This is a genomic window from Polaribacter sp. Hel1_33_78 (genome assembly GCF_900106075.1).
In the GTDB taxonomy this organism is placed as follows: domain Bacteria; phylum Bacteroidota; class Bacteroidia; order Flavobacteriales; family Flavobacteriaceae; genus Polaribacter.
On sequence record NZ_LT629794.1, the window covers coordinates 632821 to 657573 of the forward strand.

General features: G+C 31.4%; 18 protein-coding genes. 10 read left to right on the forward strand and 8 right to left on the reverse strand.

From position 1 onward, the window contains the following. Positions 1-2: 2 nt before the first annotated feature. Both ruvA and BLT88_RS02790 read right to left on the reverse strand, forming a co-directional pair. Positions 3-584 carry a Holliday junction branch migration protein RuvA gene (gene ruvA, locus BLT88_RS02785; RefSeq protein WP_036787630.1) on the reverse strand — a complete coding sequence of 194 codons (582 nt, stop codon included), beginning with the start codon at positions 582-584 and terminating at the stop codon, positions 3-5. Between the two features lie 30 nt (positions 585-614). Next, positions 615-2891 carry an NADP-dependent malic enzyme gene (locus tag BLT88_RS02790; RefSeq protein ID WP_036787627.1) on the reverse strand — a complete coding sequence of 759 codons (2277 nt, stop codon included), beginning with the start codon at positions 2889-2891 and terminating at the stop codon, positions 615-617. Positions 2892-3118: 227 nt separating this feature from the next. On the opposite strand from BLT88_RS02790, the gene BLT88_RS02795 reads away from it, so the two are divergent. Together BLT88_RS02795 and moaD are read left to right on the forward strand one after the other, a co-directional pair. Beyond that, positions 3119-5590, forward strand: a complete 2472-nt coding sequence (locus BLT88_RS02795) for a DUF5686 and carboxypeptidase regulatory-like domain-containing protein (protein WP_091952863.1) — start codon at positions 3119-3121, stop codon at positions 5588-5590. Positions 5591-5607: 17 nt separating this feature from the next. Then, positions 5608-5853: a molybdopterin converting factor subunit 1 gene (gene moaD, locus BLT88_RS02800; protein ID WP_366132470.1), complete on the forward strand. Its 246-nt coding sequence runs from the start codon at positions 5608-5610 to the stop codon at positions 5851-5853. A 2-nt stretch (positions 5854-5855) separates the two neighbouring features. Here the strand turns inward: moaD and BLT88_RS02805 are convergent, their stop codons facing one another. Further along, complete coding sequence (locus BLT88_RS02805) at positions 5856-6128, reverse strand: DUF3817 domain-containing protein (protein WP_036788349.1); 273 nt, start codon at positions 6126-6128, stop codon at positions 5856-5858. A 63-nt stretch (positions 6129-6191) separates the two neighbouring features. On the opposite strand from BLT88_RS02805, the gene BLT88_RS02810 reads away from it, so the two are divergent. After that, positions 6192-6614 (forward strand): molybdenum cofactor biosynthesis protein MoaE, encoded by a 423-nt coding sequence (locus BLT88_RS02810; protein WP_036787620.1) that lies wholly within the window; start codon positions 6192-6194, stop codon positions 6612-6614. A gap of 87 nt (positions 6615-6701) precedes the next feature. On the opposite strand, the gene BLT88_RS02815 is transcribed toward BLT88_RS02810, so the two are convergent. Both BLT88_RS02815 and BLT88_RS02820 read right to left on the reverse strand, forming a co-directional pair. Beyond that, the gene (locus tag BLT88_RS02815) at positions 6702-7730 is read right to left on the reverse strand and encodes a heme A synthase (RefSeq protein WP_091952864.1); all 1029 of its coding nucleotides are present in this window, start codon (positions 7728-7730) and stop codon (positions 6702-6704) included. A gap of 355 nt (positions 7731-8085) precedes the next feature. Further along, the gene (locus BLT88_RS02820; RefSeq protein ID WP_036787616.1) at positions 8086-8277 is read right to left on the reverse strand and encodes a cold-shock protein; all 192 of its coding nucleotides are present in this window, start codon (positions 8275-8277) and stop codon (positions 8086-8088) included. Positions 8278-8684: 407 nt separating this feature from the next. Between BLT88_RS02820 and BLT88_RS02825 the strand changes: the two genes are divergently transcribed. The 5 genes from BLT88_RS02825 (at position 8685) to BLT88_RS02845 (ending at position 18720) form a co-directional block, all read left to right on the forward strand. Next, the gene (locus BLT88_RS02825; RefSeq protein WP_036787613.1) at positions 8685-9656 is read left to right on the forward strand and encodes a ribonucleotide-diphosphate reductase subunit beta; all 972 of its coding nucleotides are present in this window, start codon (positions 8685-8687) and stop codon (positions 9654-9656) included. A 146-nt stretch (positions 9657-9802) separates the two neighbouring features. Further along, a complete protein-coding gene (locus tag BLT88_RS02830) occupies positions 9803-12202 on the forward strand; it encodes a ribonucleoside-diphosphate reductase subunit alpha (protein ID WP_091952866.1) in 2400 nt (799 codons plus the stop codon). A gap of 143 nt (positions 12203-12345) precedes the next feature. After that, entirely contained in the window at positions 12346-14124 is a 1779-nt protein-coding gene (locus BLT88_RS02835) for a Na/Pi cotransporter family protein (RefSeq protein ID WP_091952867.1), read from the forward strand. Then, entirely contained in the window at positions 14121-15461 is a 1341-nt protein-coding gene (locus BLT88_RS02840; protein ID WP_091952869.1) for a deoxyguanosinetriphosphate triphosphohydrolase, read from the forward strand. The genes BLT88_RS02835 and BLT88_RS02840 overlap by 4 nt, the downstream gene beginning before the upstream one ends. Positions 15462-15522: 61 nt before the next feature. Beyond that, on the forward strand, positions 15523-18720 hold the full coding sequence (locus tag BLT88_RS02845; protein ID WP_157691112.1) for a T9SS type A sorting domain-containing protein: 3198 nt from the start codon (positions 15523-15525) through the stop codon (positions 18718-18720). Positions 18721-18771: 51 nt separating this feature from the next. On the opposite strand, the gene dxs is transcribed toward BLT88_RS02845, so the two are convergent. Continuing rightward, on the reverse strand, positions 18772-20538 hold the full coding sequence (gene dxs / locus BLT88_RS02850) for a 1-deoxy-D-xylulose-5-phosphate synthase (protein WP_091952872.1): 1767 nt from the start codon (positions 20536-20538) through the stop codon (positions 18772-18774). A 110-nt stretch (positions 20539-20648) separates the two neighbouring features. Here dxs and BLT88_RS02855 point away from each other — a divergent pair, with 110 nt between their 5' ends. After that, complete coding sequence (locus BLT88_RS02855) at positions 20649-21098, forward strand: nucleoside deaminase (RefSeq protein ID WP_091952874.1); 450 nt, start codon at positions 20649-20651, stop codon at positions 21096-21098. On the opposite strand, the gene BLT88_RS14460 is transcribed toward BLT88_RS02855, so the two are convergent. Next, entirely contained in the window at positions 21095-21223 is a 129-nt protein-coding gene (locus BLT88_RS14460) for a helix-turn-helix domain-containing protein (RefSeq protein ID WP_368086560.1), read from the reverse strand. The two genes, BLT88_RS02855 and BLT88_RS14460, sit on opposite strands and share 4 nt — an antisense overlap. 112 nt (positions 21224-21335) lie before the next feature. Next, positions 21336-22835 carry a PLP-dependent aminotransferase family protein gene (locus BLT88_RS02860; RefSeq protein ID WP_091952875.1) on the reverse strand — a complete coding sequence of 500 codons (1500 nt, stop codon included), beginning with the start codon at positions 22833-22835 and terminating at the stop codon, positions 21336-21338. 75 nt (positions 22836-22910) lie between these two features. On the opposite strand from BLT88_RS02860, the gene BLT88_RS02865 reads away from it, so the two are divergent. After that, complete coding sequence (locus tag BLT88_RS02865) at positions 22911-24728, forward strand: TonB-dependent siderophore receptor (RefSeq protein ID WP_091952877.1); 1818 nt, start codon at positions 22911-22913, stop codon at positions 24726-24728. Positions 24729-24753 lie beyond the last annotated feature (25 nt).

The window sequence follows — 24753 nt, forward strand, 5'->3', positions numbered from 1 at the left end:
TATTATAAGTTTTTTAAAGCTGATTTAATAATTTGTTCTACAGAAGCTTCATGGTTTTCTTTTAAAACTGCACTCACAACTTTTTCAGATTGTTTTCTATTAAAGCCTAAAACTTCTAAAGCAGATAACGCTTCATCTTTATTAGTATTGCTTGAGTTTATAGAAATTTCGTCAATATTAAACGTTTTCATGATTTTATCTTTTAAATCTACAATTACTCTTTGGGCAGTCTTTATTCCAATTCCTTTTACAGCTTGTATTAGTGGTACATTTTCTGAAGCTATTGCATTTTGTATTTCTTCTGATGTCATTGATGACAGCATTGTTCGTGCAATACTCGGACCAACACCTGAAACAGAAATTAATAATTTAAAAATTTCTCTTTCTGTTTTATTGATAAAGCCAAAAAGCGTGTGTGCATCTTCTCTTATAGATAAATGCGTAAATAAAACCACATTTTCACTATCAGGTAAACTAGAAAAAGTATTTAAAGAAATGTGCAACAAATAACCAACACCATTGCAATCGATAACAACTTCTGTTGGGTTTTTCTCTACCAATCTACCTCTAACTTGTGTAATCATGAATTTCTTTTATCGGTCTAAAGTAATCAATTATTTATTCTTTTCTCTTTGTTGAGCGTCAACACATGCTAAAGCTGCCATATTTACCATTTCATCAACACTTGCGCCTAGTTGCAAAACATGCACTGCCTTGCTTAAACCTAAAATTACTGGACCGATAGATTCTGCTCCTTGAACTTGTTTAAGTAGTTTGTAGGTGATATTTGCAGATTCTAAATTCGGAAAAATTAAAACATTTACTTTTTTACCATTCAATTTAGAAAATGGAAACTCTTTTGCTAGCATTTCAGGGTTCAATGCAAAATCTGCTTGAATTTCTCCATCAACAATTGCATCAGGGTAATGACGATGAATAAAAGTAACTGCTTCTTTAATTTTTATAGATGTTTCGGTGTTAATAGATCCAAAATTAGAAAAAGACAACATGGCAATATTTGGTTTCATACCAAACATTTTCACCAAATTTGAGGTCATTTGCGTAATCTTTACCAAATCTTTTGCTGAAGGATTGATATTGATAGTGGTATCTGCTAAAAATAAAGGGCCTTGTTTAGTAAGCATTAGGTTACAAGCAGCAATTTTAGAAATGCCCTTTTCTTTTTCAATTAACTCAAGCATTGGTTTTACAACAGTGGGGTAGGGTCTAGAGTAGCCAGTAATTAAAGCGTCAGCTTCATTTTCATTGACCAACATAGCTCCAAAATAATTACGCTCACGCATTAATTTTTTTGCTTCAGATAAAGTTCGTCCTTTACGCTGTCTTCTTTTCCAATAAGCTTCTCCAAATCGATCTCTACGCTCTTTTTCTTCATCAGTTTTAGGGTCAAAAATTGGTACATCGGCAGTGAAGCCAATTTCTTCCTTTAGCGCTAAAATTAATTCTTTACGTCCGAGTAAAATAGGTTTTCCGAGTTTTTCTTCATGGACTCTTTGTGCCGCTTTTAAGACATCTAAATGATCAGCTTCAGCAAAAACAATTCGTTTTAAATTGCTTTTTGCTCTATTATGAATCATTCTAATTTCTTTACTTCCAGAGCCAGATCTTTCCATTAGTTCTTCTCTGTACTTTTTCCAATCAGAAATTGGTTCTAAAGCAACTCCAGAATCCATGGCCGCTTTGGCAATTGCTGGAGGAATTTCATAAATTAATCTTGGATCAAATGGTTTTGGAATGATATATTCTCTTCCGTAAGTTAAACTTACTTCGTCATACACAATATTTACTTGTTCGGGCACAGATTGCTTCGCTAAATCAGCTAAAGCGTGCACTGCAGCCATTTTCATTTCTTCATTAATTTTGGTAGCTCTTACATCTAAAGCACCTCTAAAAATAAACGGAAAACCAAGTACATTATTTACTTGATTAGGATGATCTGATCTACCAGTAGCCATTAAAATATCATCTCTAGTAGCAATTGCTAAATCATAATTGATTTCAGGAACAGGATTTGCCATTGCAAAAACAATAGGGTCTTTTGCCATCGATAATAACATTTCTGGAGAAACTATATTCCCCATAGAAAGTCCAATAAAAACATCTGCATTTTGCATTGCTTCCTCTAATGTATTTATATCTTGATTCGTTGCAAACTCTGCTTTTTGAGAAGTAAGATTTTCCCTATCTTTTCGGATAACACCTTTGCTGTCGCACATGACAATATTTTCTCTTTTTGCCCCTAATTTTAGATACAAACGTGTGCAAGAAATTGCGGCAGCACCTGCGCCATTCACAACCATTTTTATTTTAGAAATATCCTTTTCTGTAATTTCAACAGCATTTTTTAAAGCTGCTGCAGAAATAATAGCGGTTCCATGCTGGTCATCATGCATTACAGGAATATCTAATTCTTCTTTTAACCTTCTTTCGATCTCAAAAGCTTCGGGAGCTTTGATGTCCTCTAAATTTATACCTCCAAAAGTTGGTGCAATTGCTTTTACGGTTTGTATAAAAAGCTCTACATCAGTTGCGTCTACTTCAATATCAAAAACATCAATATCAGCAAATATTTTAAAAAGTAATCCCTTTCCTTCCATTACTGGTTTTGACGCTTCGGGACCAATATCACCCAAACCTAAAACCGCAGTTCCGTTAGAAATTACGGCTACTAAATTTCCTTTAGAAGTGTATTTGTAAACATTTTCTTTGTTTTTGGCAATTTCTAAACAAGGCTCTGCCACACCGGGAGAATACGCGAGCGCTAAATCGTGCTGAGTAGCATATTTTTTAGTGGGAACAACCTCGATTTTCCCTGGTTTTGGTTTTGCGTGGTACAGTAAAGCTTCGTGTCTTTTTCTAGAATCGCTCATAAATTGTTGTATACTATATTGTAGTCGACAAATATAGGCTTTTCAGTCAAAGAGCAAATGAAATTTTATTACTTTTAGAAACTAATAAATTATTATCAATATCTTTTAAGTCACTCGTTTTTAACAACATCACATAATCGAAGAAACTATTATAGGTTGTTTAACAAATTTTAAAGATTTGATTGTAACATAAACTTTATTTTTACGTCTGTTAAGTAAAATCAGCCATGAAAAAAATTATTACCTTATTTTTTCTTTTTGTTTCAGTAACTTTTATTGGGCAAGTAAAAGGGAAAATTACAGATATGAAAAACAATCCTCTTTCATTCGTGAGTGTCTATCTAGATAATACAGTTACGGGTGCAACTTCTAATGATAATGGCGATTATATTTTAGATCTTATTAGGAAAGGAAAATATACTATTGTTTTTCAGTTTTTAGGTTTTAAAACGGTAAAAAAAGAAGTGGAAATTTCTTCATTTCCTTTTTATCTAAATGTTAAGTTAGAGGAAGAAAGTGTGCAGTTAAGTGAAATTTCTATTTCAACTAAAGACAATCCTGCGAATAGGATTATTAGAAATGTAATTGCGAATAAAGATAAGAACACAGATAAGTTTGCAAATTATACAGCCAAGTTTTATTCACGTGGATTGTATCGAATCAAAGATGCGCCAAAGAAATTTTTAGGTCAAACTTTGGGCGATTTTGGTGGAGGTTTAGATTCAACAAGGAGTGGTATTATTTATCTCTCTGAAACTATTTCTGACATTAAATTTCAGAAAAAACCTAAAAATTTTAAAGAGAATATTATTGCGTCTAAAGTTAGCGGACAAGACAACGGTATCAGTTTTAATAGGGCAGAAGATGCAAATATCAATTTTTATGAAAACAGTGTCGAGTTTGGTAATAATTTGGTTTCACCTCTTTCTACAAACGCTTTTAGTTACTATAAATTTAAATTAGAGGGAACTTTTTATGATAAAAACGGAAGGCTTATCAATAAAATAAAGATCCTTCCAAAACGTAAAAATGATCCTGTTTTTAATGGGTCATTATATATTGTAGAAGACGATTGGGCGCTCTATGGCGCGGATGTTTCAGTTACTGGAGCACAAGTAAATATTCCTGTGGTTGATGTTTTAAAACTAAAACAAAATTATAATTATTCTGATAAGAATGATGCTTGGGTTTTAATCAGTCAAAGTATAGATTTTAGAGTAAATGCTTTAGGCTTTAAGTTCGATGGACGCTTTTCTTCTGCTTTTTCTAATTATGATTTTATACCTAATTTTAATGAAAAAACATTTACAAATGAGGTTTTAACTTTTGAGAAAGAAGCTACTGAAAAAGATTCTTCTTATTGGATTACTTTAAGGCCTGTTCCGTTAACCACAGAAGAGGTGAAAGATTATGAAGTTAAAGATAGTTTAAAAGTAGTTCGTAAATCAAAAAAGTATTTAGACTCAGTAAATAAAAAGCAGAATAAGGTTAGTTTTCTCTCTCCAATTACCGGTTATACCTATAAGAATTCTTTCGAAAAATGGTCTTTGTCTTATGATGGCCTCATAAAAGATTTAGGATTTAATACTGTGCAGGGTTTTAATACTTCTATGGGTGTTAGTTATTCTAAAAATATTAATGACAAGGGAAATTGGTGGAGTGCAGGTGTAAATGTTAATTATGGTTTTTCAGAAAAAATAGCAAGGCCAACATTCTTTTTCAATAAAAAATGGAATAATATTTCTAGACCAAGAATGTCTATTTCTGTTGGGGTAACAACTGCCCAATTTAATGGAAGAAATCCGATTTCTAAAATGGATAATTTAGTACGCTCTTTATTAAGAAGAGAAAATTATTTGAAAATTTTTGAGAAAGAGTTTGCTAAAATTAGGTATTCCGAAGAGATTAAAAATGGTATTTACTTTTCATCATCTTTAGAATATGCAAATAGAAAACCACTTTTTAACACCAATAATTATTCTTTTGCACGTCAAAGTAAAACAAAGCCTTATACTTCTAATAATCCTTTAGACCCAACAGATTATATAAATACGGTATTTACAGAGCATAGCATAGCTTCATTAAAAGTAGGTGCAACTTTTATCTTCAATCAAAAATATTTATCCTACCCTCATAGGAAATTTAATATTGGAAATACAAAATACCCATCTTTGAGTTTAACATACAGGAAAAATTTTGGAGCCTCAAATTCTGAATTAAATTCTGATGTATTTGTAGCCAACATAAGACAAAATATTGATGCTGGAAATTATGGGAAACTAGCTTACAATATTGGAGGAGGACTCTTTTTGAAAAAGAAAAACATTGCTTTCATGGATAATTTGCAAGCCAATGGAAATCAGCTGCTATTTATCACAGATAATCAATTAAGTAGTTTTGGCTTGTTAGAGTATTATAAGTTTTACACGAATGATAGATATGCAGAAGCACATCTAGAACATAATTTTAAAGGATCGGTTTTGGGTAAAATTCCTTTAATTAATAACCTAAACTTTCATTTAGTTGGAGGGGTAAAAAGTTTGTTTATGGCGGATAAAAAACCTTACTCAGAATACTCTCTTGGATTAGATAATATTGGTTTTGGTAAATGGCGATTCTTAAGAATTGATTATGTAAAATCTTTTCATGCCGGAATTAAGAATGATGGATTCTTATTAAGATTGAATATATTAAATTAATACTTTTATCTTTGTTTATGATGAAAATAAAAACACTTTTTTTTGGAATTACAACAGATCTAGTAGGTACTTCAAATTTAGACTTAGAGCTTTCCGAAGCCTCAACTGTTGAAGATTTTAAAAATTTGTTGAAGAAAGATTATCCTCAGTTAGAAAATTTGGATTCTTATGCAATTGCAGTAAATGAAAGTTATGCAACGGGTGATTTGATTCTAAATGGAAATGATACAGTTGCTGTAATTCCTCCCGTGAGCGGGGGTTAAAGCTATCTCAAATATTTCTTATCAATATAAAAAGTTCCAAAAGGTAAAATAGAAGCTAATAATACTATTGCTAAAGTTATATTTTTCCATTTCATCTGTTTCTTGAGCATAATCGCTAAAATAATATAGAGTATAAATAGAATTCCGTGAGGCATTCCAAACATTTTTACAAAACTTGGATCTTTTAAAGCGTATTTATAATATAGGCCTAAGCTCATTAATAATAAGTAAGAAACTCCTTCTAAAAAACTAACAACTCTAAAGATACTTTTCATTTTTATGAAGTATTGAAAATTAGGTTGCAAAGATACATTTTGAATCATTATTTTTGTTCATCAATGAAAAGAACTTCAATAAAAATTACAGGAAAAAAATTAGACTTACAGGAATGTTACAGTTTTGTAGAGGATGCTTCTTGTGGCGGAATATCAGCTTTTATTGGTGTAGTTAGAAATGATACACAGGGAAAAGAAGTAATACAGTTAGATTTTTCTACCTATAAACCAATGGCAATTAAGGAAATGCAAAAAATTGCAGACTTGGCTTTAGTAAAATTTGACATTCATAAAATAGCCATTCATCACGCAGAAGGCATGTTGCAAATTGGCGCTATTCCTGTTATTATCACGGCTTCAGCGAAACACAGAAAAGCGGCTTTTAGGGCTTGTGAATTCGCTATTGACACTCTAAAAGAAAGTGTGCCTATTTGGAAAAAGGAACATTTCTCTGATGGCGATGTGTGGGTAAATGCGCATCCTTAGTTTTTATCTTCTTATCGTTCATGCCTTAATAAGTTCTTGGCATTTTTTAAACTGAGCCTATTAATATTTGGCTTTATTGACCGAAGCTTATTGTTGAATATTCTTCACTGAGCGGCTCTGCAACCACAAGTAAAATTGTAAACCAAATAAAATTGCACCAGATAATAAATGTATAGCTTGTGTTCCTAGAGGAAATTCTGCATAATACATTAAAATTCCTGTAATGGTTTCAAGAAAGATTAAAAAGACAATCCAATTTACGAGCTTATAGCCTAAGTTTTTAATTTGATTCAGATAGAACATTCCAAAGTTAACCAAGACAATCGCTATCGTAAAGGATCTATGAAAGTAGAATTTAAAACTCGGATTCATTAAGCTATATTCTTTGTTTTCAAAACCAAAGAGTTTTACTTGTTCATCTATAAATTGTCTTACTTGGGTACCCATCGCAATTTGAATCAAAGAGAAAATAACAGAAAAAAGCAGTAATTTATTAAAGATAGAATTATATTTGAACACCTTTTTTTTGTCCGAAATAATAAATTTTAATTGTAGTAAAAGAGCAATTATAACTAATCCAACAACCATATGAATAGTAATAATTGTAGGTTTTAGATTGGTGTCTACAACAGTTTTTCCTAACCAAGCTTCAAACAACATTAAAAAGAAAGCCGCAAATGATAATAACGGAATTATCTTTTTTGTTTTCCAGAACTTAGCTGCTCCATAGATTAGAAATAAGAAAACAAAACCTGATAAAACAGAGGCCAATCTGTTTATATATTCTGTCCAAGTGTGATATTTATTAAACTTAGCATAATCATGCTTTGTATAGTTTTTCCAATTATTTTTATTGAATTCTGATGAAGTTTTGACATCATTTTCAGCAACAAATAGAACTTCGTCTTTAATGATGATAAAACCTTTTTTGAATTCTGTATTTGGTTTCCAACTAATTTGTTCCTCAGAAGTTGGTGGAATGTAATATCCAAAACATTTTGGCCAATCAGGGCAACCCATTCCAGAGCCAGTCATTCTAACAATAGAACCTGCTAAAAAAATTAAATACACAGAAATAATTGCAATTTGTACAATTTTCGGAAATCTACTTTTCATTAGTAATAAATATTTTCACAAAAATACTGCAAAAACAAGTCGTTTGAAATATTTTAAACGACTTGTTCTTATATAAATAAAATCTAAATAATATTAAATAGGTTTTTTAATATCTACCAGGTTTTTTTTTCAATAAGTCAGATGTATAAAATAACTTTCTGTAATTTTATATTAATTTTTATAGGTTTAAAAATTTATCTTCGATTCTAAATCGTTTGGCATCGTTAAAGAGTTTACTTTTTTAGTTAGTGGTATAATTTTCAAAAACTTATATTTTCGAATAAAAAAATAAAGCAAAAAAAAATCGTCTAAAATATTTTAGACGATTTTTTTTGTAAAAATTTAAAGACAGTGATTAAAGTACTCTAACATCTACTGCATTTAAACCTTTTCTACCTTCTTTTAGGTCAAACTCTACTGTGTCGCCTTCTCTAATTTCATCAATTAATCCAGATACGTGTACAAAGTACTCTGTATTTGAATCGTCTTCTGTTACAAATCCAAATCCTTTTGATTCGTTGAAGAATTTTACTGTTCCTTTTTTCAAAATAATATATTATAAGTGTTAATAATAGAGCAAAGATACAATATAATGCTGAGCAATAACATTTTTATCTATTTTGAATTAAAAATAATTTTTGATGGATAGCCTTTAAATAAATTATTAAGATTTTTTTTAAAAAAAAATAACCCAAAAAAGAAATAAAAATGAATTTTGAAAGGAAGTCAATAGAATTAGGGCTTCAGGTTTTTTTTTAATTTTAAAAATCTAAAAATCAGATAATTGAGGATATCGTAAAAAGTTCAAAAAAATCAAAAAAGAACTATATTGTTAAAAACTTTAAGGGTTTTGTGAATAAGTATAACTTTCATTTTGGAACAAAAAATTCAATCTTTGTAAGGGTCGTTTTTACGATTTAATAATATTACATAACTCTCAAATTTTTAACATAAATGTCTTCTAAAGAACCAATTTTACAACCTAATGATAATCGATTTGTAATTTTTCCAATTCAACATAATGATTTGTGGGAATGGTACAAGAAACAACAAGCCTGTTTTTGGACAGCAGAAGAAATTGATTTACAATCTGATGTGATTGATTGGACGACTAAATTAACAGATGACGAACGTTATTTTATAAAACATATTTTAGCGTTTTTTGCTGCTTCTGATGGAATTGTTAATGAAAATTTAGCAGAGAATTTTGTAAATGAAGTTCAATATTCGGAAGCTAAGTTTTTCTATGGTTTTCAAATTATGATGGAAAATGTTCATTCAGAGACCTATTCTTTATTGATTGACACCTATGTAAAGGACGAGGTAGAAAAAGATAGATTATTTAGAGCTATTGAAGTTTTTCCTGCAATTAGGAAAAAAGCAGATTGGGCTTTAAAATGGATTGAGTCTGATTCTTTTGCAGAAAGATTAATTGCATTTGCTGCAGTAGAAGGAATCTTCTTTTCAGGAGCATTTTGTTCTATATTCTGGTTAAAGAAAAGAGGATTATTACCCGGGTTAACTTTTTCTAACGAGTTAATTTCGAGAGATGAAGGTATGCATGCTGATTTCGCAGTGCATTTGCATAATAATCATATTGTAAATAGAGTCTCTCCAGAACGTATTAGAGAAATTATAATTGATGCATTAAATATAGAACGTGAGTTTATTACAGAATCTTTACCAGTAAGTTTAATTGGTATGAATTCAAAATTAATGACACAATATTTAGAGTTTGTAGCAGACAGATTATTACTAGAGTTTGGCTGTGAAAAAGAATACGAAGCAACAAATCCTTTTGACTTTATGGAGATGATTTCTTTAGAAGGGAAGACTAATTTCTTCGAAAAAAGAGTATCTGAATACCAAAAAGCTGGAGTAAAATCTGGAGGAACAGGAAGCATTAGTTTTGATTCAGATTTTTAGATTTAATCAAATCCCCTGAATTACGAGTAAATACCGTATAAATTAAATTACCATTCTGAGTACCTCAGAATTACTAAAAATAAACTGCCAAAAAGTGGATGTTTTGGCGGCTTTAACAATAACTTTTAAATAAAACCAGTAAACCAATGTATGTAGCTAAAAGAGACGGCAAGAAAGAACCAGTGATGTTCGATAAAATCACATCAAGAGTTAAAAAAATGTGTTACGGATTGAACAAAATAGTAGATCCAGTAAAAGTTGCAATGCGTGTAATTGAAGGTTTGTATGATGGAGTAACTACTTCAGAATTAGATAACTTAGCCGCTGAAACTGCAGCTACAATGACTACAGCACATCCAGATTATGCTAAATTAGCTGCAAGAATAGCCGTTTCTAATTTACATAAAAACACTAAAAAATCATTTTCAGATACTATGGATGATTTATATTATTATGTAAATCCACGTACAGAGAAAAAAGCACCATTATTGGCTGATGATGTATATAAAATCATCAAAGACAATGCGGAAAAATTAGATTCTACTATTATTTACAATAGAGACTTTAATTATGACTATTTTGGTTTTAAAACTTTGGAACGTTCTTATCTGTTAAAATTGAACGGTCAAATTGCAGAACGTCCACAACATATGTTAATGCGTGTTTCTATAGGTATTCATAAGAATGATATTGATGAAGCAATAGCTACTTATGAATTAATGAGTAAAAAGTACTTTACACATGCAACACCAACATTATTCAATGCAGGTACTCCAAAACCACAAATGTCTTCTTGTTTTTTGCTACAGATGCAAGATGATAGTATTGAAGGAATTTATGATACTTTAAAACAAACAGCAAAAATTTCACAATCTGCAGGAGGTATCGGTTTGTCTTTACACAACATTAGAGCAACAGGTTCTTACATTGCAGGTACTAACGGAACCTCTAATGGAATTGTACCAATGTTAAAGGTTTTTAATGACACAGCACGTTATGTAGATCAAGGAGGAGGAAAACGTAAGGGATCTTTTGCGATGTACTTAGAGCCTTGGCATGCTGATATTTTTGATTTTTTAGATTTAAAGAAAAATCACGGAAAAGAAGAAATGCGTGCAAGAGATTTATTCTATGCAATGTGGATTTCGGATCTTTTTATGGAACGTGTTCAAGAAGATGCTGATTGGACTTTAATGTGTCCTCATGAATGTCCACATTTATATGACTCTTATGGAGAAGAATTTGAACGTCTATATACAAGTTACGAAGCCGCAGGTAAAGGTAGAAAAACTATTAAAGCTCGTGAACTTTGGGAGAAAATATTAGAATCTCAAATTGAGACAGGTACTCCTTATATGTTGTATAAAGATGCTGTAAACCGTAAAACGAATCAGAAGAATTTAGGTACAATTCGTTCTTCAAACTTATGTACAGAAATTATGGAATACACTGCAAAAGATGAAGTTGCAGTTTGTAACTTAGCTTCTATTGCTTTACCAATGTTTATTTCTGAAAAAGAAAATGGAGAAAAATTCTTCAATCATAAAAAATTATTCGATGTTACTAAAAAAGTAACTCGTAATTTAGATACTGTAATCGATGCTAATTTTTATCCTGTAATTGAAGCAGAAAATTCTAACTTTAGACATAGACCAATTGGTTTAGGTATTCAAGGTTTAGCAGATGCTTTTATTATGTTGCGTTTACCTTTTACTTCGGAAGAGGCTCAAAAATTAAATCAAGAAATTTTTGAAACAATGTACTTTGCAGCTGTAACTTCTTCAATGGAAATTGCGAAAGCAAAAGGAGCGTATTCTACATTTAAAGGTTCTCCGATGTCTGAAGGAGAATTTCAATTTAATATGTGGGGAATCAAAGATGATGAATTAAGTGGAAATTGGAATTGGGGTAAATTACGTAAAGATGTAATCCAACATGGAGTTAGAAACTCTTTATTGGTAGCACCAATGCCTACTGCATCAACTTCCCAAATTTTAGGAAACAATGAAGCTTTTGAACCATACACATCTAATATTTATACAAGAAGAGTATTATCAGGAGAATTTATTGTTGTAAATAAACATTTACTTGAAGATTTAGTGGAGCTAAATTTGTGGGATAATGATATGAAAGAAAGCATTATGCGTGCAAATGGGTCTATTCAACACATTGAAGAGATTCCTGCTGAATTAAGAGAATTGTATAAAACAGTTTGGGAAATGAGTATGAAAGATATTATTGATATGGCGCGCCATAGAGGGTATTTTATCGATCAATCTCAGTCTTTAAACTTATTCATGAAAGACCCTGATTTTGGAAAATTAACTTCAATGCATTTTTATGGATGGAAATCTGGTTTAAAAACAGGAATGTATTATTTAAGAACAAAATCAGCAGTAAATGCAACTCAGTTTACAGTTTCTAAAGAAAAGAAAGCAGCTGTTATAGAGGAAGAGAAACCAATGAGTCCTGCGGAATTTAAAGCCATGGTAGACGCTTCTAAAAATGGAACACCAGATGATGATTGTTTGATGTGTGGTTCTTAAAAGCATATATATTACTCCCTTGAAAAAGGGGAATCCATTAAAATAAAAAATAGATAAAAAGAGAAGCAGAAATGCTTCTCTTTTTTATTTATAAATAATATCTTTATGTTTAAAAAATCTTATAACATGAATGCTTTTTTTGGATGATTAAAAAAATATTATTTCCTACTTTCTTAATTATACTCGCTATAATTCTATATTTCAATCCAAATTTCAAGACAATTGCAGCGGGTGTTGCAGTTTTACTTTTTGGTGTTATTTTACTTGAGGAAGGATTTAAAGTTTTTACAAAAGGGCCATTACAGTTTTTTTTAAAACAGACAACTGATAAGTTGTATAAGAGCATTACCGCTGGAGCTTTAGTAACTACTTTTATACAGTCTAGTTCTTTGGTTTCTGTTATTACAATTTCTTTTATAAGTGCGGGCTTAATAAGTCTTTCAGGAGGTTTAGGTTTAATTTTTGGAGCAAATATTGGTACTACTGCAACCGCTTGGTTAGTGGCTGGTTTTGGTCTAAAAATTAAAATAGCTTCTTTGGCAATGCCAATGCTAATTTTCGGACTTATTTTTTCCTTTAAAAAGAATCTTATTTTTAAAGGAATTGGAAATGTTTTAGCAGGATTAGGTTTCTTTTTTTTAGGGATTTATTATATGAAAGAAGGTTTTGATGTTTTTAAAGAATTCATCGACTTATCTCAGTTTGCAGTTTCAGGGTTTTTAGGTGCTATAATTTATACAGGTTTAGGAATCATTATAACAACAATACTGCAATCTAGTAGTGCGGCTTTAGCATTAATATTAACGGCTTTAGCCACAGGTCAAATAGAATACGAGAATGCTCTAGCGCTGGCAATTGGTGCAAATATAGGAACTACGATAACGGCGATTTTAGGTTCCTTAGGTTCAAACATTGCAGGTAAAAGATTAGCAGTAGCACATCTAATTTTTAATGTTTCTACAGGGTTAATTGCCTTGATATTTATCTTCCCATTGGCAGATTTTGTAAATTATTTATCAGAATTTTTAAATTTTAAAGAAACAGATTACACTTTAAAATTAGCATTATTTCACACGATTTTTAATGTTTTAGGCGTCGTATTAATGATTCCTTTTATCAGTAAATTAGAACTCTTTTTATTAAAAATATTTAAAGAAATTGAAAATAAAGGAATTGATGAACCAAAATACTTAAATGAAGCTATTTTGAAATTTCCAGGAACATTAATTTCGGCAGTCTTAGAAGAATCTAAATATCTTTACAAGAATGCAATTTTTGAAATTGTTGCTCATGCCTTAAATATTCATAGAGATGACATTAAATCAGATATAAACATTAAAAAGATAATTAAACAATCTGACAAGAAAATTCCTATTGATATAGAAGAATTTTATTACAGTAAAGTTAAAAATATTTATGGTCAGATTATCAATTTTGTAACAAGAGGTCAGCAAGAATTGAAACTAACAAAACAGCAAAACAAGAGATTATCAGAATTAAAATTAGCCAATAGAAGAATGGTTGAAATTATAAAGGATACAAAAGAGTTAGAGAAAAACGTATCAGTATTTTTAGTTTCGGATAATGAAGAGATCAAAAATGAATACAATAAGTTTAGAAAAAAAGTTGTGAAGGTTTTAAGAGTGATCTATTTGTTTAGAAAAAAAGAAGATAAAGATGAATATTTTAATCAATTAATGATTTTAAAGAGAGAAGCCAAAACGGCGCTAAAAGAAGATAATAAATCTTTAGATAGATTAATAAGAAAAAATCTAATTACAACAGATATGGCATCATCTTTAGTAAACGATAATGTGACTGTGAATGATTTAATCAAGAAATTAATTCAGGTTGCAGAATTATTATATTCAGAAAAAGATGTAATTTTAGAAACGGTTATAAATAATAAAATTCAACAATGAACTGGGAACAACTCCTTTCTTTAAAACGCTATGGCGATAGACAAACGCGCACTAGAGCAGCACAAGATGAAACACGACTGGGTTTTGATGTAGATTTTGATAGAATCATATTTTCATCAGCATTTAGAAGCCTGCAAGATAAAACACAAGTAATTCCGTTATCCGAAACAGATTTTGTACACACACGCTTAACACATAGTTTAGAAGTATCTGTGGTGGGAAGAACTTTAGGGAGAAGAGTTGGTAAAGTGTTGTTAGAGCGTCATCCAAATTTAGCAGAACTTGGTTATACTTTTAATGATTTTGGCACTATAGTTGCAGCTGCCTCTGTAACACATGATATTGGAAATCCGCCTTTTGGACATTCTGGAGAAAAAGCAATTGGAGAGTATTTTAAATCTGGGAAAGGAATAAAGTATAAAGAACAGCTATCTGCAAAAGAATATCAAGATTTAATAGATTTTGAAGGAAATGCAAACGGATTTAAAATTTTAACGGAATCAAGAGAAGGGGTTTCTGGAGGGTTGAGGTTGTCTTATGCAACATTAGGTGCTTTTTTAAAATACCCTAAAGAAAGCTTGCCCAAAAAACCAACGAATCATATTATCGATAAAAAGTATGGCTTTTTTCAGTCAGAAAAAGAATCGTTTTTAGATATAGCCACAGATTTAGGTTTAAAACAAAAATCGATTTCAGGTGATATTTCTTTTTATCGTCATCCACTAGCTTATTTAGTAGAAGCAGCAGATGATATTTGCTACACAATTATCGATTTTGAAGACGGAATTAATTTGGGCTTAATTGAAGAAGAATTCGCTTTAGAATATCTGATTAAGTTAGTGAAAGATACAATTGATAGTAAAAAATATCACTCTTTACCTTATAAGAAAGACAGAGTAAGTTATTTAAGAGCTTTAGCAATTGGTGTTTTAATTAATGAAGCAGTAGACATTTTTCTAGCAAATGAAGAAGCAATTTTAAACGGAACTTTTGATAAATCTTTATTAGATAAATGCAAATACGAAGCACAGATTAACGACATTATTAAAATTAGTGTTACTAAAATTTACAAAAGCAAAGAAGTTTTAGAAAAAGAAGTTGCTGGTTATAGAATTATTGCAGATTTGTTAAATATTTTTGTAAATTCGTTAAACAATAAGTTCCATGGAATGGCCTCTAATTATGACCAGTTAGTGTTCAATTTATTGCCAGAAGAATATCAAATAGAAAGTACTAATCTGTATAATAGAATTATGTTAATTTGCAGTTATGTTGCTGGAATGTCTGACAGTTATGCAATTAGAATACATAAAAAATTAACAGGAAACACAATTTAAGTATTATTAATAATGCTTATTTTTGGTAAATAATGAAACAATTAAATTGAAAATTAATATTATGAGAAAAAAAATACTGTTTGCAATTGCAACAATTTTAACTATTGGCTTCGTATATATGTATGCATCAAAAGAGTCTGAAGTTGAGAAATTAAGAATACAACATGCTACTTTTTTAAAAAACCATCCGTACAATAAAACTTTAGCGCTTACTAAAAGCGAAAGAAAAGCACAGGGAATTCCGCCTAATAAATATTTTGAACAAGAATATTTAAATGAAATTAATCCAGCTACTGGAGTTACTCATAAAAGAGAATTACTGAAATTACAAGAACAATTAAATGCAAATCGACTAGCGAAAAAAGCGCCAGGAGATACAGACAATGCATGGGAGGAAAGAGGACCAGACAATATTGGTGGAAGAACAAGAGTGGTTCTTTTTGATCCTAATGATACTTCTCAAGAAACGGTCTATGCTGGTGGTGTTAGTGGTGGTTTATGGAAAAACACCAAGATATCAGATCCAAATTCTGCTTGGGTTCAAGTTGGTATTTCAGAAAACTTAGCCGTATCTTCTATTGCTGTAGATCCTAATAACTCTAATATCTGGTATGTGGGTACAGGAGAATCTTATACTAGTGGCGATGCTGTTGGAAACGGACTATGGAAAACAACAAATGGAGGAGCTACATGGAGCCATGTTTTTGGTGGTGTTACAGGTGATTCAGCTCTTGACACTTCGCCATCTGCAGCTTTAAAAATTAATACTCCTGCTTCTATTGCGGGAAACTATTCTTTTGTTGTTACTACTTCTTTTGGTGGTAGTTTGAATACACCCATAACAGGAAATCTTGTGCTCGCCATTGATGGAGCAGCTCCAACAGACGATGCTTGTACTGCTATTACGAATACCTCCCAAATGAATGGAAACATTGCAGTACTTAGAAGAGGTGCCTGTAGCTTTGACGATAAAGTAAAAAGAGCTCAAGATGCTGGTGCAATTGCTGTTATTGTTGTAAACAATGTTACTACTGCTCCTATATCTATGGGCGGTGATGGTTTAGGTTTTGGAGAAGAAGGTAATGTATTAAATATCACGATTCCTTCTGCTATGGTTTCAATGGCTGATGGAAATACTATTATAGCAGCTCTTGGAGCCGGTGTAAACGCAACTTTAGAAGTAGGTTCAAGTTCTTCTGGATTTGCAATTGTTCCTGGAATACAGCATATTAATGATGTGGTAGTTAGAGACAACGGTGGTGTTTCTGAAGTATTTATTGCAGCAGGAGAAACCTTTTATTCAGCAGCAACACCATCTACTTTATTAGGTTATAATGAAGCAGGATTATATAAATCGACAGATGGAACAAATTTCACAAAACTAATGCTTGGAGATGATTCAGGAAATATACCTAACAATATAAAAATTGCTTTGGATAATTCTATGTATGTATCTACAACTTCAAATACTTTTGGTGCAGGTGGAGGTAGAATTCTTCAATCTACAGACGGAACAACGTTTACCCTAAAACATACGGTTCCTAATGGACGTAGAACAGAAATAGCTTGCTCTAAATCTGATGCAAATACCTTATATGTTTTGGCACAATTAAGTTCAGATCCTGTAGGAATGTATAAAACAACGAATAATTTTGCAACGGTTACTGATTTGTCATTGCCTAATGATGCAGATACAGGAATTCCGGCAAATGATTTTACAAGAGGACAAGCTGGATATGATTTGTTGCTAAGAGTAGACCCTAATGACGATACAGTAGTTTATATTGGAGGGATTGATTTGTTTAAAAGTACCGACGGAGGTACCTCTTGGGGTCAAATATCTAAATGGTCTAATAATAATAATTTACGAACTTTAGATGTGTCTTCAGTGCATGCAGATCAGCATGGAATGGCTTTTTCAGGAACTTCATCTACTAAAATGTTATTCTCAAATGATGGAGGAGTATATTTTTCAAATGATGGAGGTACGACTATAGATCCTAGAAATAAAGGATATAATACACTGCAGTTTTATACCGTTGGAGTTGCTCCAACCACTGCTTTTTCTGGAAAAGAATACTTTTTGGCAGGAGCTCAAGACAATGGAACATTAATAATACAGGATGCAGCAGCGGGGGTTAATGGTTTTGTTGAAACTTTTGGAGGAGATGGCGCGTATAGCTTCTTTGACCAAGATGGTACAGACCAATATTATATTGCAAATTATGTGTATAATAACGCTATTGTATTATTTGATTTATCAAATGGTACTTCTAGAGAGATTAATTCTGAAAGTTCAAGTAATGGTGATTTTATCAACCAAGAAGCGTTAGATTCTAATTTAGATATTTTATACTCTAATTATTCTAGCGGATCTAATTACATTGTAAGAATGTATGGAAATCTGAAATCTGGCGTGGTAACTAAAAAAAGCTTAGCTTTTGCTTCTGTTATGGATGCAGAACCTTCTGCATTAACTGTTTCACCCTATACAACCAATCAATCTAATTTATTTATTGGATTAAAGAATGGTAAAATCATTAAAATAAAAGGCACAACAAATACTTTTCCAAATAATCCTGAATGGACGGATATTACAGGTTCTAATTTTGTAGGTTCTGTTTCTGACATAGAACTTGGGGCTAATGAAAACGAAATTTTTGTAACGATGCACAATTACGGCGTTAATAATATTTGGTACACGAATGATGGCGGTACTAATTGGTCTGAAAAAGAAGGAGATTTACCAGACATGCCTGTAAAAGCAATTTTACAAAATCCTTTAAGAACGGAAGAAGTGATTATAGGTACAGATTTGGGTGTTTGGAGAACCTCAAACTTTTTCGCAGCGTCTCCTAATTGGGTGCAATCTTATAATGGAATGAGTAATGTAAAAGTGAATGATTTAGATTTACGAGACGATAATACTGTTTTTGCATCTACTTATGGTAGAGGTGTTTTCTCTGGTAAATTTACAGCTGAAGTTGCTTCTGTAGATGACGTTTTAGCAGGAACAAAAGCATTTACAATTTATCCAACAATATCGAATGGTAATTTTACGCTGCAAGCTAAGAGCTCTGCAGGAAAAACTAATGTAAATATTTTTGATATTTCAGGAAGACAAGTTTACAAATCTAATCTAGATTTTGCTGAAAATGAAAAACACGCAGTTTCTTTGCAGGTGAGTTCAGGTATTTATATTGTAAATATTATGGATGAAAACAATAATAAATCTTCTAAAAAGATTGTGATTGAATAATTTTCACATAAATTAATAAACATAAAAAAGACGCTAATTTTAGCGTCTTTTTTATGTTTTAGAAAAGAATTTTGCTAAACTTTTAGCATCTAAACCAATTTTCTCTTGCAATTGAGAGATAGAACCATGCTCTATAAATACATCTGGTATGCCTAAGGTTTTAACTTTATTTGTATAATTATGCTGACATGCAAACTCTAGAATAGCACTTCCAAGCCCGCCTTTTAAGGTTCCATCTTCAATAGTGATGATGGTTTGATAACGGTCAAAAATTTGATGCAATAATTTTTCATCCAAAGGTTTAACAAAACGCATATCGTAATGGGCAATTTTGTTTTTATTTTCTGACAGTTCCATAGCCTCAGAAACATTTTTTGCAATTGTTCCAATAGACAAAACCGCAATACTTTTTCCTTCTTTTAAACAAACTCCTTTGCCAATTTCTATGGATGTAAAAGGTTTTTGCCAATCTATAATATTTCCAAAACCTCTTGGATACCGAATTGCAATTGGGTTTTTTAACTTTAATTGAGCAGTAAATAAAATATTACGCAATTCAATTTCATTTCTTGGTGCAAAAATAACAAGGTTCGGAATACATCTTAAATACGCTAAATCAAAAACGCCGTGATGTGTAGGGCCATCTTCACCCACCAAACCAGCTCTATCTAAACAAAAAATAACAGGTAAATTTTGCAAAGCAACATCATGAATTACCTGATCATAAGCACGTTGTAAAAATGTAGAGTAAATATTGCAAAAAGGTATTAAACCTTGAGTTGCCATTCCTGCGGCCAATGTTACTGCATGTTGCTCTGCAATACCAACATCAAAAGTTCTTTTAGGAAATATTTCCATCATCAATTTAAGAGAACTTCCCGTTAGCATTGCGGGTGTAATTCCAATAATTTTATCATTTTGCTGCGCTAACTCTACAATAGTTTTCCCAAAAACATCTTGATATTTAGTATATAAACTTTCTTCTTTTTTAATTCTTTCACCAGAAAATTTATTAAATTTTCCTGGAGCATGATACGTTACTTGGTCTTCTTCAGCTTGCTGTAAACCCTTGCCTTTTGTAGTAATTACGTGCAGAAATTTTGGACCCTTTACAGACTTTAATCGTTCTAATTCTGAGATTATTTTTGGTAAATTATGACCGTCAATGGGTCCAGAATAATCAAAATTTAAAGCTTTGATAATATTGTTTTGTACTGCGAGTCTTTTATCTGTTTTTACTTTCGTTAAATACTCTTTTAAAGCGCCTACAGAGGGGTCAATTCCTATTGCATTGTCATTTAAAATAATTAACAAATTAGCTTTAGAAACACCAGCGTGATTTAAAGCTTCAAAAGCCATTCCGCTTGCAATAGAGGCATCGCCAATAACAGCTATATGTTGCTTTTCTGTTTCTCCTTTTAAGTTGGATGCAATTGCCATTCCTAGCGCTGCAGAAATAGAAGTGGAAGAATGTCCAACCCCAAAAGCATCATATTCACTTTCCTTTATAGATGGAAAACCGGCTATTCCTCCTAATTGTCTATTGGTATGAAAAATATCTTTTCTTCCTGTTAATATTTTATGTCCATATGCCTGATGACCAACGTCCCAAACCAATAAATCGGTTGGAGTATCAAAGAGAAAGTGTAATGCAATTGTCAATTCTACAACCCCTAAACTGGCGCCTAAATGACCTTCTTTTGTGGCTACAACATCAATAATAAAATCACGTAATTCTTTTGCTAATTGCGGTAATTGTTCTGGATTTAATTTTCTTAAATCTGACGGATTTGATATGTTATCTAACAAATTTTTCATGTCTTCGCAAAAAATACAATATACATTTTTGTGTTCTTAAAACACACTGTTAAGAAATGCAAATCTATCGTAAAATAATTACTTAAATTTACATAATTAATATATTATACATGATTCAACCTTTTGATGATGCTTATTTTATGAAAAGAGCCTTACAGCAAGCGGAAATTGCTTTTGATAAAGGGGAAGTTCCAGTCGGAGCAATTATCGTATTTAAAAATCAAATTATTGCTAGAGCTCACAATTTAACGGAAACATTAAATGATGTAACTGCGCACGCCGAAATGCAAGCTTTTACAGCTGCTGCAGATTTTTTAGGCGGAAAATACTTAAAAGATTGTGAATTGTATGTTACTTTAGAACCATGTCAAATGTGTGCAGGCGGAAGTTATTGGACACAAATTGGCAAAATAGTTTACGGTGCTTCAGAACCAGAAAGAGGATTTAGAAATTTAAAAACTACGTTACACCCTAAAACCAAAGTTGTTAGTGGGATCTTAGAAAATGAATGTTCTCAGCTTTTAAAACGTTTTTTTGTTGAGAAACGAAATTTAAATTAATTTACCATGAATTTTAGAATATCTGCTGACGAACAGACAAGTGCTTCAAGAATAGTAGCTATCGTTGAAAAATGGATTGCTTTTGTTTTTCTAAATTTTAAGGTGGATAAATTTGCTGAGGTAATGCCAAAATTTCATCCAATTTTTTATTTTAGAATTTCCGTTTAGCAAGCATTCCATTTAAATGTTCGATGATTGCCATATTTATATTGTTAAATCATTTTCTTGCTTCATTTCTTATTGTAGAACTACTTTACGATAAGTACTTTTTAGTTTTTTAATTACAGGTTCCATTTCTGATAGATCTAAATGTCCAAAACCAAAACGAACAGCACAGGTATTTTTATCCTGATATAAAACAGTCTGTGGTAGAAATAAATCATTTTTTTCGGCTTCTTCGGCCAGTTTTACTAATGATATTTTAGGTTTAAATTTTAACCAAATAGCCAACCCACCCGAGGGTATGTCCCATTCTGCAATTGCTCCAAAATATTCAGTTAAGAGCTTGCATAGACAATCGCGCCTTTGTTTATAAATTACAATGTTCTTTTTCATGAGGCGATAAATTTCACCTTCATTAATTAACTCCGACAGCATCTGTTCTTGTATTAAGTCGCCTTGTTGGTCTAGCAATTGTAGATAATTATTTGCTTCTGATATCAGATTTTCTGGAGCTACTACAAAACCTGTTTGAAAACTTGGAAATAATGATTGCCCAAGTCTTCCTAAATAAATAACCATACCGTTCGCATCTGCACTCGCTATTGGCAACATTGCAGAGCCTTCAAACTGAAAATCATAATCGTAATCATCTTCAATAATAGCAAATCCAAACTCTTTAGCAAGCTGTAACAACTGTAAGCGACGTTCTACGCTTAATTTTACTCCCGTTGGATAATCTCTATTGGCACATATATACACACACCGAATACTTTTTTTTATGAAATGTTTTTTTATATATCCAATATCCAAACCATTCGTATCCCCAGGAATTGTTTTGATTGTTGCACCTGCTTGTTGAAAAATCATGTTAGAGGCATAATTACTTAAATGACCTACTAATACTAAATCGTTTTGTTTTATTAGTAATTGAGAGACGATGTACAAACTCATTTCTGCACTACGTGTGCTAATGATGTTATCTGGTCTTATATGAAAACCGCGGGTTGCATTTAAATAATTACATAGCTGAGTTTGAAATATGGAATATGAACATTCATTGGGTCTGTTCCATTTTTTAATTAATGTTTTTCGTTTCATGCTAGCACTATACCACCTCGTAAACTGATGCACTGGGTGCAAGCGTAAATCGGGTTTACCATCGTTAATAGTATATTTTGCTTTTGTTAACTGAACAGTTGATGCTAAATGAAATGATTTTTGAAAGGGAAAACTTGTTGCTTTCGCATAAGTATATGCCTGATTTATTTTTTGGAAATGAGCTTTTATTTTTGCTTCTTTCAGGGCTGGTTCTAAAACAAATGTGCCTTTATTCGGTATTATTTCTACCCAACCCTGAGAGGCCAGTTCTTCGTAGATAGCCACTGCTGTATTTCTATGAACCTGCAATAGCTCTCCTAAAACACGAGTTCCTGGTAGAATTGTGCCTTTGATTAAATAGCCACGTTGTATGGTATTTACAATTTGTTGTGAAACTTGCAGATAAACAGGTGTGGACAAAGATTTGTCAAAAACAATTAGTTGTTTAAAAAGAGCATTAACCGGACTATCTATCATTTATATACTGGACTAGTTTAATAGTCCGGAAAGTTACTACTTTTGCATCGTTTTAAATTAAAATAATTTTTAAAAATGACACGTAATAAATTATTGATTTTATCATTTGCATTGATGCAAACGACCTTGTTTGCACAAGAGAATAAAAAAGTGCAAGAACTAGATACAATTTTAATAAAATCGACTAGAATAGACTTACCTTTTAAAGAAAATTCACGCACAATAAATGTTGTTACCTCAGCAGCAATAAAAAACAGCGCAGCAACAAATGTAGCAGATCTTTTGCAACAAGTTGCAGGAGTAGATATTAGAAGAAGAGGAACTGCCGGGAGTCAATCAGACTTATATATTCGAGGAGGAGGTTTCGACCAGACATTGTTGTTGATTGATGGAATTAAAATGGATGACGCGCAGACAGGTCATCACACAATGAATGCAGCTTTGCCACTTGAAGTTATTGAAAGAATAGAAATTATAAAAGGACCTGCAGCAAGAGTTTTTGGTCAAAATGCATTTACAGGTGCAATAAATATTGTGACTAAAAAGAAATTATTAAATAAAGTTTCTATCAATTTAGAGGCTGGTTCTTTCGGTCAATTAAATTATTCTGCAACGGTTGGTAGGGAATATGAAAATACATCAATTATTGCGCACGCAGGGTCACTCAATTCGGATGGTTATCGTACGAATTCTGATTATGAAAACAACAATTATTTCTTAAAAGGAATTTTCAACAAGAAAAACCAACCAATAGAAGTACTTGCTACTTTTTTCGACAAAAAAATTGGTGCAGAAAATTTTTACACTACAAATCCTGCTTGGAATGAATATGAAGAAACTCAAAATAGTTTATTAGGAGTTTCAACTACTTTCAGAACAGAAAAGTTTAAGATTTCTCCAAGAATTTATTGGAGAAGAGGGCAAGATATATTTTTGTTGAAAAGAGACGATCCTAGTTTTTTTAGGAATTTACACATTACGAATAAAGTGGGTGTAGAAGCGAATGTTTCTTATACCTCAGAAATGGGGATTACTGGTTTTGGTATAGATATTTCTAGATTTTTTATTAGTAGTAATAATTTAGGTAATAGAAATAGAACCATGGCGAACTTATTTTTAGAGCATCGTTTTACTTTATGGGATAATGTAGATGTTACTCCAGGAGTTGCAGTTACTTATTTTTCTGATTTTAAATTTAATGCTTTTCCTGGTTTAGATGTTGGTGTGCAATTAACAGATAACTTTAAAGCTTACGGAAATATTGGTTATACGTTTAGAGTGCCAACTTTTACAGATTTGTATTATAAAGATCCTGGAACTTCTGGAAACCCAAATTTAGAGCCAGAAAGTGCATTTGCACAAGAATTAGGAATAAAATTTAGTACTAACAATTTCTTTGGTTCTGTTGCTTTTTTTAATAGAGATTCAGATAATTTAATAGATTATATTCGACCGAATACGACCGTAAGTATTTTTACAGCAACAAATATTGCAGAGGTAAATACACAAGGATTTGAATTTGAAGGAGCTTATAGTTTCAATTTAAAGGACTATAAGCAAACAGTAACATTTGGTTACACGTACTTAAATGATGATATTTTAGATCAAAATAAAGATTTGTCTCGTTATTCTTTAAACACGCTAAAACATCAATTTATAACTCGTTTTGCAAGTAAATTGTTTAAAAATATAAAGCAAAATATTATTTATAAGCATGCAGAACGTGCGATTGGCTCAAGTTATAATGTTTGGGATGCTTCTGTAATTGTAGATGTTAATAAGTTTAGTTTTACAGTAACTGCTAATAATATTTTTGATGCAGAATATATAGAATCTGGTTTTGTGCCAATGCCGTCAAGTAATATTTTATTTGGTTTACGGTATAATTTTTAAAGAAGAAATTTATCTAAATTAAAGG

Excerpts from the sequence above, each read along its gene's own strand:
- BLT88_RS02805 (WP_036788349.1), bottom strand. The coding sequence starts at position 6,128 with ATGAAAAGTATCTTTAGAGTTGTTAGTTTTTTAGAAGGAGTTTCTTAC.
- ruvA (WP_036787630.1), bottom strand. The coding sequence starts at position 584 with ATGATTACACAAGTTAGAGGTAGATTGGTAGAGAAAAACCCAACAGAA.
- BLT88_RS02815 (WP_091952864.1), bottom strand. The coding sequence starts at position 7,730 with ATGAAAAGTAGATTTCCGAAAATTGTACAAATTGCAATTATTTCTGTG.
- BLT88_RS02790 (WP_036787627.1), bottom strand. The coding sequence starts at position 2,891 with ATGAGCGATTCTAGAAAAAGACACGAAGCTTTACTGTACCACGCAAAA.
- BLT88_RS02835 (WP_091952867.1), top strand. The coding sequence starts at position 12,346 with ATGATTAAAAAAATATTATTTCCTACTTTCTTAATTATACTCGCTATA.
- moaD (WP_366132470.1), top strand. The coding sequence starts at position 5,608 with ATGATGAAAATAAAAACACTTTTTTTTGGAATTACAACAGATCTAGTA.
- BLT88_RS02865 (WP_091952877.1), top strand. The coding sequence starts at position 22,911 with ATGACACGTAATAAATTATTGATTTTATCATTTGCATTGATGCAAACG.
- BLT88_RS02855 (WP_091952874.1), top strand. The coding sequence starts at position 20,649 with ATGATTCAACCTTTTGATGATGCTTATTTTATGAAAAGAGCCTTACAG.
- BLT88_RS02795 (WP_091952863.1), top strand. The coding sequence starts at position 3,119 with ATGAAAAAAATTATTACCTTATTTTTTCTTTTTGTTTCAGTAACTTTT.
- BLT88_RS02840 (WP_091952869.1), top strand. The coding sequence starts at position 14,121 with ATGAACTGGGAACAACTCCTTTCTTTAAAACGCTATGGCGATAGACAA.
- dxs (WP_091952872.1), bottom strand. The coding sequence starts at position 20,538 with ATGAAAAATTTGTTAGATAACATATCAAATCCGTCAGATTTAAGAAAA.
- BLT88_RS02830 (WP_091952866.1), top strand. The coding sequence starts at position 9,803 with ATGTATGTAGCTAAAAGAGACGGCAAGAAAGAACCAGTGATGTTCGAT.
- BLT88_RS02845 (WP_157691112.1), top strand. The coding sequence starts at position 15,523 with ATGAGAAAAAAAATACTGTTTGCAATTGCAACAATTTTAACTATTGGC.
- BLT88_RS02810 (WP_036787620.1), top strand. The coding sequence starts at position 6,192 with ATGAAAAGAACTTCAATAAAAATTACAGGAAAAAAATTAGACTTACAG.
- BLT88_RS02825 (WP_036787613.1), top strand. The coding sequence starts at position 8,685 with ATGTCTTCTAAAGAACCAATTTTACAACCTAATGATAATCGATTTGTA.
- BLT88_RS02860 (WP_091952875.1), bottom strand. The coding sequence starts at position 22,835 with ATGATAGATAGTCCGGTTAATGCTCTTTTTAAACAACTAATTGTTTTT.